General features: G+C 56.5%; 9 protein-coding genes and 1 pseudogene. 3 read left to right on the top strand and 7 right to left on the bottom strand.

What is annotated here, in order from left to right; translation table 11 throughout:
• Nucleotides 1–7: 7 nt before the first annotated feature.
• Nucleotides 8–1,663 (bottom strand): malate dehydrogenase (quinone), encoded by a 1,656-nt coding sequence (gene mqo / locus M8318_RS16035; RefSeq protein ID WP_262663502.1) that lies wholly within the window; start codon nt 1,661–1,663, stop codon nt 8–10.
• Between the two features lie 188 nt (nt 1,664–1,851).
• On the opposite strand from mqo, the pseudogene M8318_RS16030 reads away from it, so the two are divergent.
• Nucleotides 1,852–3,142: pseudogene (locus M8318_RS16030) on the top strand (SulP family inorganic anion transporter).
• Here M8318_RS16030 and mgtE read toward each other — a convergent pair.
• From mgtE to M8318_RS16000, 6 genes are all read right to left on the bottom strand, one after another.
• Complete coding sequence (gene mgtE / locus M8318_RS16025) at nt 3,105–4,541, bottom strand: magnesium transporter (protein ID WP_166183021.1); 1,437 nt, start codon at nt 4,539–4,541, stop codon at nt 3,105–3,107. The pseudogene M8318_RS16030 and the gene mgtE overlap by 38 nt on opposite strands.
• Before the next feature lie 140 nt (nt 4,542–4,681).
• Nucleotides 4,682–6,325: a multidrug ABC transporter permease/ATP-binding protein gene (locus M8318_RS16020; protein WP_261644365.1), complete on the bottom strand. Its 1,644-nt coding sequence runs from the start codon at nt 6,323–6,325 to the stop codon at nt 4,682–4,684.
• Between the two features lie 76 nt (nt 6,326–6,401).
• Entirely contained in the window at nt 6,402–7,052 is a 651-nt protein-coding gene (gene alkB / locus M8318_RS16015; protein WP_262663501.1) for a DNA oxidative demethylase AlkB, read from the bottom strand.
• A complete protein-coding gene (gene ada / locus M8318_RS16010; RefSeq protein ID WP_262663500.1) occupies nt 7,052–8,116 on the bottom strand; it encodes a bifunctional DNA-binding transcriptional regulator/O6-methylguanine-DNA methyltransferase Ada in 1,065 nt (354 codons plus the stop codon). The genes alkB and ada overlap by 1 nt, the downstream gene beginning before the upstream one ends.
• Nucleotides 8,117–8,188: 72 nt before the next feature.
• Nucleotides 8,189–9,244, bottom strand: coding sequence for an FAD:protein FMN transferase ApbE (gene apbE / locus M8318_RS16005; RefSeq protein ID WP_262663499.1), 1,056 nt, complete (start codon nt 9,242–9,244; stop codon nt 8,189–8,191).
• Between the two features lie 119 nt (nt 9,245–9,363).
• Nucleotides 9,364–10,479 carry a porin OmpC gene (locus tag M8318_RS16000; protein WP_262663498.1) on the bottom strand — a complete coding sequence of 372 codons (1,116 nt, stop codon included), beginning with the start codon at nt 10,477–10,479 and terminating at the stop codon, nt 9,364–9,366.
• Nucleotides 10,480–11,218: 739 nt separating this feature from the next.
• Here M8318_RS16000 and rcsD point away from each other — a divergent pair.
• Nucleotides 11,219–13,891, top strand: coding sequence for a phosphotransferase RcsD (gene rcsD / locus M8318_RS15995; protein ID WP_262663497.1), 2,673 nt, complete (start codon nt 11,219–11,221; stop codon nt 13,889–13,891).
• A 16-nt stretch (nt 13,892–13,907) separates the two neighbouring features.
• Nucleotides 13,908–14,558 (top strand): response regulator transcription factor RcsB, encoded by a 651-nt coding sequence (rcsB, locus tag M8318_RS15990; protein ID WP_106995396.1) that lies wholly within the window; start codon nt 13,908–13,910, stop codon nt 14,556–14,558.
• Nucleotides 14,559–14,659 lie beyond the last annotated feature (101 nt).

The raw sequence follows: 14,659 nt of genomic DNA, 5'->3' as shown, positions 1-14,659 counted from the left end.
TTTTATATCAGAGCGCGATATCCGCGACCGGTTTGCTTTCCGGCTCAGATGTCGCCTGCGGCTGCGCCTGAGGTGCCGCATCCGGAGCCTGCGGTTTTTCATACTTCAGCTGCAGTACGCGGCTGGTGTACTCCAGCTCCTGCTCGGTAGCGTCAACGTTGCCGTTCAGCGCCGTACCGTAAGAGGGAATAATGGTCTTCAGCTTCGCCTGCCATTCCGGGCTGGCGACTTTGTCTTTGAACACTTTTTCCATCAGATGCAGCATGATCGGTGCAGCAGTCGATGCCCCCGGGGATGCCCCCAGCAGCGCGGCCACGGTGCCCTCTTTATCGCTGACCACTTCGGTGCCCAGACGCAGCACGCCGCCTTTCTCTTCGTCACGCTTGATGATCTGCACGCGCTGACCCGCCTGCCACAGACGCCAGTCCGCCTGCTTCGCGTCCGGGTAGTACTCTTTCAGCGCCTCAAAACGATCGTCATCGGAGAGCATTACCTGGCTAATCAGGTATTTCACCAGATCGAAGTTATCCAGACCGACATCGACCATGGGTCCCACGTTCGAGGTGGTGGTAGAGCTCAGCAGATCCCACAGCGAACCGTTCTTCAGGAACTTGGTTGAGAAGGTCGCGAACGGCCCGAACAGCACCACACGCTTGCCGTCAAGAATACGGGTGTCGATGTGCGGTACCGACATCGGTGGTGCGCCCACGGACGCCTGACCATACACCTTCGCCAGATGACGGTTCACCACTTCCGGGTTTTCCGACACCAGGAACTGGCCGCCAACCGGGAAGCCCGCGTAGTTTTCCGCTTCCGGAATGCCGGTTTCCTGCAGCAGCTTCAGCGCCGCGCCGCCCGCACCGATAAAGACGAACTTCGCCTTGATGACGTGCTCTTCTTCATTGTGCTTGAGATCGGCAACGGTCACGCTCCAGGTGTTGTCCGCGTTACGCTTAAAGCCGCGTACTTCGCTGTTCAGCGACAGGTTGAAGTTCTCTTTTTTCTGCAGAGAGCCCACCAGCTGACGGGTAATTTCACCGTAGTTCACGTCGGTACCGATTTCGGTCCGGGTGGCGGCCACTTTCTGGTTCGGGTCTCGCCCTTCCATCACCAGCGGCGCCCACGCTTTGATCTGAGCGTGATCTTCGGAGTACTTCATCCCGCGGAACAGCGAGCTTTGCTGAAGGGCAGCATAACGACCGCGCAGGAAGTTAACGTTGTCGTCGCCCCAGACAAAGCTCATGTGCGGCACGGTGTTAATGAAGCTGTGCGGATCGTGCAATACGCCGCTGTTCACCTGGTGAGACCAGAACTGACGGGAGATCTGGAATGCTTCGTTGATCTCCACGGCTTTCTCAATGCTGATAGAGCCGTCTTTCTTCTGCGGAGTGTAGTTCAGCTCCATTAAGGCCGAGTGGCCGGTACCGGCGTTATTCCAGCCGTTGGAGCTCTCCTGCGCCACGCCGTCCAGGCGTTCAACCATGGTCATGGACCAGTTCGGCTCAAGTTCGTGCAGATAGGTTCCCAGCGTGGCGCTCATGATCCCGCCGCCAATTAACAGAACGTCCGTTTCCTGATCCTGCGATGCCTGAGCCTTCGCCGCCATCGGGGCAACGCTAAAGCTTGCCGCCGCAGCCAGCAACAGGGCAGTCATTTTTTTCATAATTAGTGCCTTCGTAATAAGCGTTTTGTTCGCTATGTATGCAGATGAAGTCGATTGCGGCGCCACGGTAGCAATAATTAAATATTGTTTAAAGGTTAAATAATTATTGTAATTATGATAATTAATGTCGCGATGTTTGTAGGGGCATGACGCTGCCGGGCTGGCAACCTGGGCGTTTTACCGCTACTATGCTGCCCTTTGTGATCGGCCGCACAGATCCTGCCCAGCGCCACTAACCTGCGAAAAACTATGTCTCAAACCCATACCTCTCCCCGGACCTTATCGGTTCTGCGTTCTCCTTCGCTGTTGATGCGTGAAACCCTGGCCGGTGTCATCACCGCCCTGGCGCTTATTCCGGAGGTCATCTCCTTCTCGGTTGTGGCGGGTGTCGATCCGAAAGTGAGCCTGTTCGCCTCGGTGGTGCTGTGCCTGGCGCTGTCGGTAATGGGCGGACGCCCGGCGATGGTAACCGCCGCTGCGGGTTCCGTGGCGCTGGTGATTGGGCCGATGGTTCATCAGCATGGCGCGCAGTATATTCTGCCGGCGGTGCTGCTGGCGGGCCTGATCCAGATCCTGTTCGGCGCGCTGGGGATGGCACGCCTGATGCGCTTTATTCCCCAGTCGGTAATGACCGGGTTTGTGAACGCGCTGGGGATTTTAATTTTCTTTGCCCAGGTGCCGCATTTCTGGAGCAAAAGCCCGCTGATTGTCGGCCTGTTTGTTCTGACCCTGCTGATTGTGCTCTGGGCGCCCCGCTACATTAAAAGTATTCCTTCTCCGCTGATTGCGATTGTGGTCCTGACCCTGTTTACCGTTACCAGCGGCCAGTTGTTGCCAACCGTGGGCGACGAAGGCTCCATCGGCGGCGGTCTGCCGGGGATCACCCAGATGCTGGTGCCGCTTAACCTGCATACCCTGAGCATTATCTGGCCCTGCGCGCTGAGCATTGCCTTTGTGGGCCTGATGGAGTCGCTGCTGACGGCGAAACTGGTGGATGAGCTGACGGCCACGCCGTCCAGCAAGCGCCGCGAGAGCATGGGGCTGGGCGTGGCCAATATCATGGCGGGCTTCTTTGGCGGGATCGCCGGGTGCGCGATGATCGGTCAGACCATCGTAAACGTCGAAATGGGTAAAGGGCGCAGCCGCGTCTCCACCCTGGCCGCCGGGCTGGTGCTGCTGTTGCTGGTCACTGCCCTGAGCGACGTGATGGCCAAAATCCCGATGGCGGTACTGGCGGGTATCATGGCGATTGTCGCGGTGAAAACCTTCAACTGGCACAGTATTCAGCCGGGCACCGTCAAAGATGCCCCCGTGGCTGAAACGCTGGTGATGCTGGTGACCGTCGCGGCCACCGTCTCAACCGGCAATCTGGCAATTGGCGTGCTGGGCGGGATTATCCTGATGGCGATCCTCCCTGCCCGCCTGCGACGCCATAGCGCCGCTACAGCAGAAACAGCGTCGCCAGACCAAGAAAAATAAAGAATCCGCCGGTATCGGTGATAGCGGTGATCATCACGCTCGACCCCACTGCGGGGTCGCGCCCGAGGCGGGTCATGGTTAACGGAATGATCACCCCCATCATCGCCGCCACCAGCAGGTTCAACACCATCGCCAGGGTCATCACCCCGCCCAGGGCCATATCGTCGTATAGCCACCAGGTGATACCGCCCATAATCCCGCCCCAGACCAGGCCGTTGATCAACGCCACGCCCAGCTCACGCAAAATCAGGAAGGTAAAGTTGCCCGGCTGAATGTGCTGCAACGCCAGGGCGCGCACAATCATGGTGATGGTCTGGTTACCGGTATTACCGCCAATGCCCGCCACGATGGGCATCAGCGACGCCAGGGCCACCAGCTGCGAGATAGTGTGTTCAAATCCATCGATGACACGGGAGGCAATAAACGCGGTGCAGAGGTTGATCGCCAGCCACGCCCAGCGGGTTTTCACCGCCTTGCTCACCGGGGCATAAACATCCTCTTCCGCGCTGAGGCCCCCGAGGGCACGCATATCGTTGTCGGTCTCTTTATAGACCACATCGACGATCTCATCGATGGTCAGTCGCCCTAACAGCTTGCCCACGGCATCCACTACCGCGGCGCTGAGCAGGTTGTCACGCTCGAAGGTACGCGCGGCTTTTTCAGCATCATCTTCCGGGGAGAAGAGCATCGGCTGGGGGTCCATCACCTCGCTGACCTTGCTCTGGGCGCTGTTGAGCAGAATGGTCTGCAGCTCCAGCTCGCCGAGCAGGGTTTTATCCCGGGAAGTCACAAACAGCTTATCGGTGTTTTGCGGCATTTTACCGAGCCGACGCAGGTAACGCTGCACCGTGCCCAGGGTGACGTCCGGGCGCACGGTGATCACGCTGAACTCCATGATCGCCCCGACGCGGTCCTGCTCATAGTGCATGACCTGGTGGACGCGGGCGCGTTCCTGAGGCGGCAACGACGCCAGCAGGCGTCCGGTCAGGTTGCGCGGCAGGTGCTGAACGAGATAGATCTGATCGTCTATATCCAGGGTACGCAGCGCATCGAGGATCGCGTCGTCGCTCATCTCATCGATCAGATCTTCCCAGACGTTCTCGGACGCCTCAACCAGCACCTGACCACGCTCGTGATCCTGCACCAGCCGCCACAGGGCATGGCGCTCTTCCGAAGGTAAGGCTTCGAGGGTGTCGGCCAGATCCGGCGGCGGCAAATGGGCTACCAGCGCCCCTACCTCAGCAATATCGTCGGCTAAGGTGCCGACGTCATATTGCTCAGCCAGGGTGAGTTTACCCAGCAGGGTAGAGGTGAGCGCTTTGTCGGTGGTCATCAGCCAGATCAGGCGCGCACGCTCTTCATCGCGCAGCCGTGCGCTGTTCTTATTCAATACAGACATCAATCATAAATCCGTTAAATGAGTTGGCATTAAGCATAGCGCGGGGTTGTGTAAATTTTAATAAACGAATCGGCGGGAAGAACAAAAAAGCGGCAGTTGCAGGCCGGGGGCGGTAAAACCGCCCCCGGCACGTTTTACACTCAGGCGGTACGGGCCACCGCATCACGCGACGCGGCATCACGTTCAGCGCCGGTCAACTCACTCAGCTGACCGCTGCGCATCTCCAGCAGACGGTCGGCATGAATAAAGTAGTGATCGTCATGGCTGATGGCGAAGATGGTTTTACCCATCTGCTGCATCAGCGGCAGCAGCACCTGGTAGAACTCGCGGCGGAAGTGCGGGTCCTGATCGGCGGCCCACTCATCCAGCAGAATGATGTCGCGCTCTTCCGCCAGCGCCAGCAGCAGCGCCACGCGCTTCTTCTGCCCTTTCGACAGCTTGAGGTTGAGGATCTTGCCATCCTGCAGCTCCAGCTTGTGCGACATTTGCAGATGCGCCAGCCACTTCTCCACCAGCGCCGGATCGGCCTGCTTGCCTTCCGGGCCCAGCAGCTGATCGAACAGCCACACGTCGGTGAACACCGCAGAGAACAGCTTGCGGTAATCTTCCGGTTTTTCGGCGCTCAGCGGTTTACCGTCCAGCAGGATCTCGCCCGACTGGGGCTGATACAGGCCGGTGAGGAGCATCGCCAGCGTCGATTTTCCGCTGCCGTTACCGCCAATCAGGAACAGCAGCTCGCCGCGGTTAAGGGTTAAGTTCACCGGCCCGACAGAGAAGTCGTTGTCCTGATACGTAAAGGTGACGTTGCGCAGCTCCAGCGTCTGCCAGTCCGGGAAGGCCTGTGGGCGCGGGAATTCGGCTTTGTAAGGGGCCAGCGAAAACTTGCGCAGCTTGTTAAAGGCCACCTGGGCGCTGAGCAGGGTCGGCAGCGCACCGACGGCGGAGAGCAGCGGCGTACGCAGGAACAGCAGGGTTAGCGAGTAGGTAGCGGCGACGTTGGTATCCGCCCAGCCAAGGCTGTTCGCCATCCAGAAAACCAGGCCAATCGCACCCAGCATCATGATATTTGACCAGTTGACCGCGCTCAGGTGGAAGGTATCGGCCCGCACAATGTGGTGGCGATATTCGCGGGCATCCGGGATATAGAGATTATTGAAGATGTGCTCGGCGCGCTCGCGGTTCAGGGTCAGCTCTTTGCGCCCTTCCAGCACCGTCTGATAGTCGTTATAGAGCTTGTCTTCGGTTTCACGCAGCACCGCCATGTGCTTATAGACGCGGGACACCAGCATGTAACCGCCCCAGATGGTGATCACAATCCACAGGGCGGTGATCGCCAGCATTTTGGTGGAGAGCCAGGCCAGATAGGCGGCCGAACCGAAGGTCAGAATAATCCCCTGCACCAGCTCCGGCAGACGCACAAAGGCGATGGTGATTGAGCGCACATCGCTGGTCAATCCGGCCAGCAGAGAGGCGCTGCCCAGCTGCTCGACGCGTTCAACCTGGGTATCCAGAATACGCTTGATAAACTCGCTGCGCAGGCGGAAGACGAAGTGGTGACCGAGGGTGGTAAGCGCCAGCTGCGAACCCAGGGTGACCGCCATCAGCAGCACCAGCAGGCCGAGAAATTCCGGCAACACCATCAGGGTGGTGTCCACCGTTTCAATTAAACGCAGGTTGATAAAGGCGATCAGCCCAATACCCAGAGCGGCGCTGAGCAGGCTTAAGGCCATCACCGCGATAAACGGCCAGCGGTATTGGCGCCAGACCAGTAACAGGAGTTCCATGCAGAGCAATCCAGACAAGAAAAAACAGCCAGCAGTGTAAACTGCTCGCCACTTACATCAAGAATAATTCTTATTTTTATTCGTTATTCGCCGCCTGACGGAAGGTCAGGTTGTAGCGATACTCCCCTGTGACAGGGTGTTCTCCCGGTTTAAGAGGCTGGATACCGTGATAAAACAGGCGGGATGGCCCACCCCACACCACCACGTCACCGTGCTCCAGCAGCAGACGTTGCAGCGGATCGTTGCGGCGTAATCCGCCGAACTGGAAGACAGCGGGCAGGCCGAGTGAGACCGAGACAATCGGTGCCCGCAGGTCGACCTCGTCCTTATCCTGATGCAGGGAGAGTTTGGCCCCGACGGCGTAGCGGTTGATCAGACAGGCGTCCGGCTGAAAGTCGGGATAACCGGCCGCGCAGGCCGCATCATGGCACAGGGCGGCAAAAGCGTCCGGCATTGGCGGCCAGCGGGTGTCAGTCAGGGGATCGTCCGGGGAGTAGAGGTAGCCGCGTTGATTGGTGGTCCAGCCCAGCCCGCCGCAGTTGGTCATCGCCACCGACATGGTGTATCCCCCGGGGGTGACCATCTGGCGAAACGGCGAGGCGCTGGCGACCTGTTCGATCCCCTGCATTAAGGCCGAGGCGCGCGACAGCGCAAAACGACGCAGGATCACCGCCCCGGGTGCCAGCGGCTCCTGCCAGGGTTCAGCATCCGCAAAAAGATCCAGCATTATACCTCCTCTTTATTGGCTTCACGGTGGAGCAACGCCGCTTTACGGGCCGTCCCCCAGCGATAACCCGAGAGACCGCCATCGCTACGCACTACCCGGTGGCAGGGGATAATAATCGCCAGCCTGTTGGCGGCACAGGCCCGGGCCACCGCCCGCACCGCACCGGGATGACCTATGGCGTTGGCCACCTGCTGATAGCTCGCGGTCTCCCCGCCCGGAATGGCGCACAGAGCCTGCCAGACCTGACGCTGAAAGGCGGTGCCGCGAATATCCAGCGGCAGGGCCAGCGCCACGGCGTGATTATCCACACTGGCAATGACCTGGGCGACGCGCGCGGCGAAGGCGGCATCGGCCTGTTCTCGTTGGGCGTGGGGAAAGAGTGTTTCCAGCTCGGCAATCAGGGCGCGGTCATCATCCCCGGGTAAAATGGCGCAGACACCTCGTGCGCTCTCCGCCACCAGGCAGCGCCCCAGCGTGCAGCTGCTCAGGGCATAGCGCACGGTGGTTTCCTCCCCACCGTTGCGATACTGCTTCGCCGTCATGCCAAGCGTAGCGTCGGCCTTGCGATAGTAACTGCTGCTGTCGGGAAAACCCGCCGCCAGCACCGAATCGGTGATCTTCTCGCCCTGCGCCAGGGCGTGGCGAAGCCGTTTCGCCCGGGCCGCCTGCTGCCAGGCTTTCGGCGTCATGCCGGTGAAGGATTTGAACAGACGATGCAGGTGATACGGGCTCACCGCCACCTGCTGCGCCAGCATCTCCAGCGTCAGAGGTTGCTCCTGCTCCAGTAAGCGACAGGCTTTTTCGATGGTGGCGATCCGCTGCGCCTGGGGATCCTGTTGATCCGGGCGGCAGCGCTTGCAGGGACGAAAACCCGCCAGTTCAGCCTGACGGGCATCGGCGTAAAAGCGAACGTTTTCGCGCAGAGCGTGGCGCGCCCGGCAGGAGGGACGGCAGAAGATGCCGGTGGTCTGTACGGCAAACACAAACTGACCGTCGGCACTCTCATCGCGGGCCAGCACCGCCAGCCAGCGTTGATCGTCATTTATCAGGTTCGGCTTTTTCATGATCGGCTCCTTATATAAGCATACGCCTAGCCTGCCTGAACGCCACCCGACAAAAACCCGCAACCTTGCTTTTTAATTCGCCCCGTTGACGAGGAAACTGGCGAACTGCGGGGACATCCAGGTTTTGAAGCCCTCCCCTTCGCGGACGATCATATAGACCGCCAGACCCTGCTCGCGCACGATCTCTTTGGCTTTCTCTGTTCCCAGCACCATCAGCCCGGTATCCCAGGCATCCGCTTCCAGCGCCGTCGGGGCAATCACCGTCACCGACACCAGATTGTGCGTAATCGGGCGACCGGTCTGGGGATCGATCACATGAGAGATGCGTTTTCCGTCCAGCTCATAATAGTTACGATAGCTGCCGGAGGTGCTGATGCCGTGGCCGTTAATATCCACAATGGCCTGCACGGCGTTTTGCCGATCGGTGGGTTTCTGGATCGCCACGCGCCAGGGTTTATCGCTGGCGTTCATGCCGCGGCTGACCAGCGCCCCGCCCACTGACACCAGGTAGCGCGGGATCCCCTCTTCGGCCATCAGTTGGGCCAGGTGATCGGCGGCATAGCCCTCCCCGACCGTCGAAAGATCAACGAACAGATCGGGAATATCTTTTTCGAGGTATTGCTTGCCGGATTGATTGATGACCGTCAGATGCTGAAGGCCCGTCTGCGCCCGGGCATCGTCAATCTGTACCTGGTCAGGCGTTTTCACCGGCTGTTTGTTCGGGCCAAAGCCCCAGAGGTTAACCAGCGGGCCGACGGTGATATCCATCGCGCCGTTGGTTTTATAGCCCACCCGCAGCGACTCGGTGACGATATCGGCCATCGCCTCACTCACCGGCCAGGGGGAGGTGCTCTGGGACTGGTTAAAGCGCATCAGAGCGGAGTCATTTTTATAGGTGGACATCAGCTGGTCATCGCCGTCCAGCCGGGACTGGATCTTTCCGCGCAGCTCTTCCGCCCGGGCGGGCGGGAGATCAATCACGCTGACGCGCCAGAAGGTGCCCATGGTTTTGCCTTCCAGCACCGTCGCGGCAGCAGTTTCGCTCTTGACCGGAGGAGTGGGTGCATCGCACGCAGACAGCATAAAAAGTGTCGCCAGAAACCCGACGCGCAGAAAAGTAATTTCCATTCGTTATTATCCTCAAGCCTGAGACCGGCAAGAGTACACTAAAAAGCAGGCTTTGTAAGGGGCTGATAGCAGGGCCAAAAAAAGGGCCCTCAGGCCCTTTTTGCACTACTGCGTAAGACTTAGAACTGGTAAACCAGACCCAGGGCTACGATGTCATCAGTGCTGATGCCGGCACGGTCGGTGAAGGCATTTGCATCCAGCAGGTTGATTTTGTAATCAACATAGGTGGACATGTTTTTGTTGAAGTAGTAAGTCGCGCCAACATCAACATATTTCAGCAGATCCTGATCGCCGTTACCTTCGATGTCCTTACCTTTAGACTGCAGGTAAGCCACGGATGGACGCAGGCCGAAGTCGAACTGGTACTGTGCAACCACTTCGAAGTTCTGTGCTTTGTTCGCAAAGCCGTAAACAGCGTTGTCGGCATTGCTCTGAGAGTCACCAAAACGGGTCGCGTTGTAAGTCTGGGAGTACTGCGCTGCCAGATAGATGTTGTTCGCGTCATATTTCAGGCCACCGCTGTACACTTCAGCGTGGTCGCCACGACCATAAACGCCTGGACCGTTCTGGTCTGCGGTACGTTTGGAAGATGCTGCTGCTGCACCTACGCTGAAGCCTTCGCCCAGGTCATAGGTCAGGGAGCCGCCGAAGCCGTCACCGTTCTGTTTCAGCAGGCTACGACCGGTGTCGTTTTCACCGCTGACGCTGCCGTTTTTACCCTGATACTGCAGAGCAAAGTTCAGGCCTTCAACCAGACCGAAGAAGTCCTGGTTACGGTAGGTCGCAACGCCGTTACCACGGGATTGCAGGAAGTTGTCAGAACCGTAGGTGTCGCCGCCGAATTCTGGCAGAACGTCGGTCCAGGAGGTTACGTCGTAGATTACGCCATAGTTACGACCGTAGTCGAAAGAACCTGCTTCAGCGAATTTCAGACCGGCGAAAGCTACACGCGTCCAGGACTGGTTGCTGCTGCTTTCTGTGTCATTAGCCTGAACGTTGTATTCCCACTGACCGTAGCCAGTGATCTGATCGTTAACCTGAGTTTCGCCTTTGAAGCCGATACGCATGTAGGTCTGATCGCCATCAGCGCCTTCGTCATCAGAGAAATAGTGCAGACCGTCTACTTTGCCGTAGAGATCTAATTTGTTGCCGTCTTTGTTGTAAATTTCAGCCGCATTTGCTGCGCCTGCTACCAGCAGTGCTGGTACCAGGAGGGACAGTACTTTAACTTTCATTATTTTAACCCTCTGTTATATGTTTTTTATTACCACTGCTTACTGATCAACCCTCTTAACCAGTCGGCAAGTTCATTCTCCTCAAAAATACAGAATAATCCAATAAGAATATGATACGAAAACTTTTAAGATGTTTCATATTGCCATATAGATGTTTCAATTTGTAAAAATGAGGGAACTTTTTTGCCGCACGCAAAGTTAAAAAATAAAGCACTAAAAAACAAAACTTAAAAATTATTCAATAAACTCATCAAGTTAACTAAAATTTCTTTATAGCACTGATTGCCAAAACAAAAATCCATCCGGCTACTAAAATATCTCTCGCTATCATCATTAACTTTATTTATTACCGTCATTCAAATTTGAATGTCTGTTTATCCCGAATTGAACCGAATGCAATGCGTTCGGTTTTTTTTTACCTTTCTTTACGCAAATCCCGAATATTTGTGCTACCCACCTGAAACTATAACGACTATTAATTAAATCTTAGCGTGCTATTTTTAGGTGTAAAAATGGAATGGTTAATTTAATTTCTTGTTAATTCGTGCTATTTTTTTGATATATTGCCCCTTCTTTGTACAATATAAGTTCGACCGTACAGATTTACGACACCCCCTTAGCCTTACGCAACGGAGCGAAAAAGTCAGCCTCTGAAGTGGCATGAGGCTGGAAATTCGATTATTACGCTTTATACTGCCCTACTCGCCTGAAGCGCAGCCATAACGGGTTAAACACATCAATGAGTCAGTCAGAAACCACAGCCGCGAACAAATTTTCTCTGCTTCCGGGCAGTATTACCCGTTTCTTTCTTCTATTGATCGTTGTGCTGTTAGTGACCATGGGCGTAATGGTACAGAGCGCGGTGAACACCTGGTTAAAAGACAGAAGCTATCAGATTGTTGATATCAGCCACGCCATGCATAAACGCATTGACACCTGGCGCTACGCAACCTGGCAGATTTACGACAACATCGCGGCCACCCCAACGACCTCCTCCGCTGAAGGATTGCAGGAGACGCGCCTGAAGCAGGACGTCTACTATCTGGAGAAAACGCGGCGCAAAACCGAAGCCCTGATCTTTGGTTCACACGACAGCGCCACGCTGGAGATGACCCAGCGCATGTCGAGCTATCTCGATACGCTGTGGGGCGCGGAGACCGTGCCCTGGTCGATGTACTATCTCAACGGTCAGGACAACAGCATGATCCTGATCTCCACCCTGCCGCTGAAAGACCTCTCCTCCGGTTTTAAAGAGTCGTCGGTAGGTTCGATTGTCGATTCCCGTCGCGCGGAGATGCTGCAGCAGGCCAATGCCCTGGATGAGCGCGAAAGCTTCTCTTCCCTGCGCCGACTGGCCTGGCAGAATGGCCACTACTTTACCCTGCGCACCACCTTCAACCAGCCAGGCCATCTGGCGACGGTGGTGGCCTTCGATCTGCCGATCAACGATCTGATCCCCCCGGATATGCCGCTCGACAGCTTCCGCCTCGAGCAGGACACCTCGGTGCAAAACCAGCGCGCGCAGACGGACAAAGAGAGCCCCGATAGCGTCTCGATCTCCTTTAACGGATCGAAAATCGAGATTGCCTCCTCCCTGAACACCACCGGTATGCGTCTGGTCTGGCAGGTGCCTTTTGGTACGCTGCTGCTGGATACGCTGCAAAATATCCTGCTGCCGCTGCTGCTCAATATCGGTTTGCTGGCGCTGGCGCTGTTTGGTTACAGCACCTTCCGCTCGCAGCCGGGTCGCCAGAGCGATGTTCCCGTCGCCGCTGGCACCAGCAATGAACTGCGGGTACTGCGCGCCCTGAATGAAGAGATTGTCTCGGTGCTGCCGCTCGGTCTGCTGGTGCATGACCAGGAGGCCAACCGCACGGTGATCAGCAACAAGATCGCCGATCACCTGCTGCCGCACCTGAATCTGCAGAACATTACCAGCATGGCCGATCAGCATCAGGGCGTGATTCAGGCCACCATCAACAATGAGCTGTACGAGATCCGCCAGTTCCGCAGCCAGGTGGCGTCACGCACGCAGATCTTTATCATTCGCGATCAGGATCGCGAGGTGCTGGTGAATAAAAAGCTCAAGCAGGCACAAAGGCTGTACGAGAAGAACCAGCAGGGCCGGGCGGCCTTTATGCAGAATATTGGCGACGCCTTTAAACTGCCGCTGAAGGCGCTGGCCAGCGAAGCGGCGCAGTTAAGTAGCCCGGAAAGCCTACAGCTGTCCAGTCATGCCGATACGCTGGTGCGGCTGGTGGATGAGATCCAGCTTGCCAATATGCTGGAAAATGACAGCTGGAAGAGCACCGCCACACTGTTCTCGATTCAGGATCTGATCGATGAAGTGGTGCCGGACGTGCTGCCGGTGATCAAGCGTAAAGGGCTGCAGCTGCTGATTAACAACCCGCTGCGCGCCAACGATGAGCGCCACGGCGATCGTGACGCGCTGCGTCGCATCCTGCTGATGCTGATCCAGTACGCGGTGACCACCACCCAGATTGGCAAAATCACGCTTGAAGTGAGCAGCGATGAGTCGGCCGATGACCGTCTCACCTTCCGTATCCTCGATACCGGTGAAGGGGTCACAGCCAGTGAAATCGACAATCTGCACTTCCCGTTCCTGAACGATACCCAGGGTGACAACTACGGCAAAGCCAACGCCCTCACCTTCTGGCTGTGCGATCAGCTGGCACGTAAGCTAGGCGGTCACCTGAATATCAAAGCCCGTGAGTCGCTGGGCACCCGTTATTCATTGCATGTGAAAATGCCGGCCACCCCGCAGGAAACCGAGGACGATGAGGGCCTGCTGGACGAAGTGGTGATCATGGTGGATGTGACGTCGAATGAGATCCGCAGTATCGTGGTGCGTCAGCTGGAAAACTGGGGGGCGACCTGTATCTCCCCGGACGAAAGGCTGGCAAGTCAAGAATATGATCTCTTTTTAACGGATAATCCGTCTAATCTTACTGCCTCGGGCTTGCTTTTAAGCGATGATGAGCCAGGCGTGCGAAAAATTGGTCCCGGCCAGGTGCGCGTCAACTTTAATATGAGCAATGCAATGCAGGAAGCTGTACTACAACTAATAGAGGAGCAACTGGCGCAGGAAACGATCCCGGAGTCCCCACTGGGCGGCAATGAAAATGCCGAACTGCAGGCCAGCGGCTATTATTCTCTCTTCGTAGACACAGTACCAGATGATGTTAAGAGGTTGTATACTGAATCCGCCGCGAACGACTTCGCAGCGCTGGCTCAGACAGCACACCGGCTCAAAGGGGTGTTTGCCATGCTTAATCTGGTTCCAGGCAAGCAATTATGTGAAACGCTGGAACATCTTATTCGTGAGAAAGATGCCGCCAGCATAGAAAAATACATCAGCGACATTGACGATTATGTCAAAAGCTTGCTGTAGCAAGGTAGCCTTATACATGAACAATATGAACGTAATTATTGCCGATGACCATCCGATTGTACTGTTCGGTATTCGCAAATCACTTGAACAGATCGAGTGGGTGAATGTAGTCGGCGAATTTGAAGACTCCACAGCACTGATTAATAACCTGCCAAAACTTGATGCGCACGTGCTCATCACCGACCTTTCCATGCCTGGAGATAAATACGGTGACGGGATCACGCTGATCAAATACATCAAGCGTCATTTCCCGAGTATTTCGATCATCGTGCTGACCATGAACAACAACCCGGCCATTTTAAGTGCCGTTCTGGATCTCGATATCGAAGGGATTGTCCTGAAACAGGGCGCACCAACCGATCTGCCAAAAGCGCTGGCCGCGCTGCAGAAAGGCAAGAAATTTACCCCGGAAAGCGTCTCCCGTCTGCTGGAAAAAATCAGCGCTGGCGGTTACGGCGACAAACGTCTGTCACCGAAAGAGAGCGAAGTGTTGCGTCTGTTTGCAGAAGGTTTCCTGGTAACGGAAATTGCCAAGAAGCTGAACCGCAGCATCAAGACCATCAGTAGCCAGAAGAAATCTGCGATGATGAAACTGGGTGTGGAAAACGATATCGCCCTGCTGAATTATCTCTCTTCCGTGACCCTGAGTCCGGCAGATAAAGACTGATAACTACATGCCCGGCGGCGCTTCGCTTGCACGGGCCTACGGTTAATGTAGGCCGGGTAAGCGTCAGCGCCACCCGGCAATAATAAAAAAGCCCATTACTG

It is taken from the genome of Leclercia tamurae, assembly GCF_025566055.1.
Lineage (GTDB): Bacteria > Pseudomonadota > Gammaproteobacteria > Enterobacterales > Enterobacteriaceae > Enterobacter > Enterobacter tamurae.
This window is presented reverse-complemented; position numbering and strand designations above follow the sequence as displayed.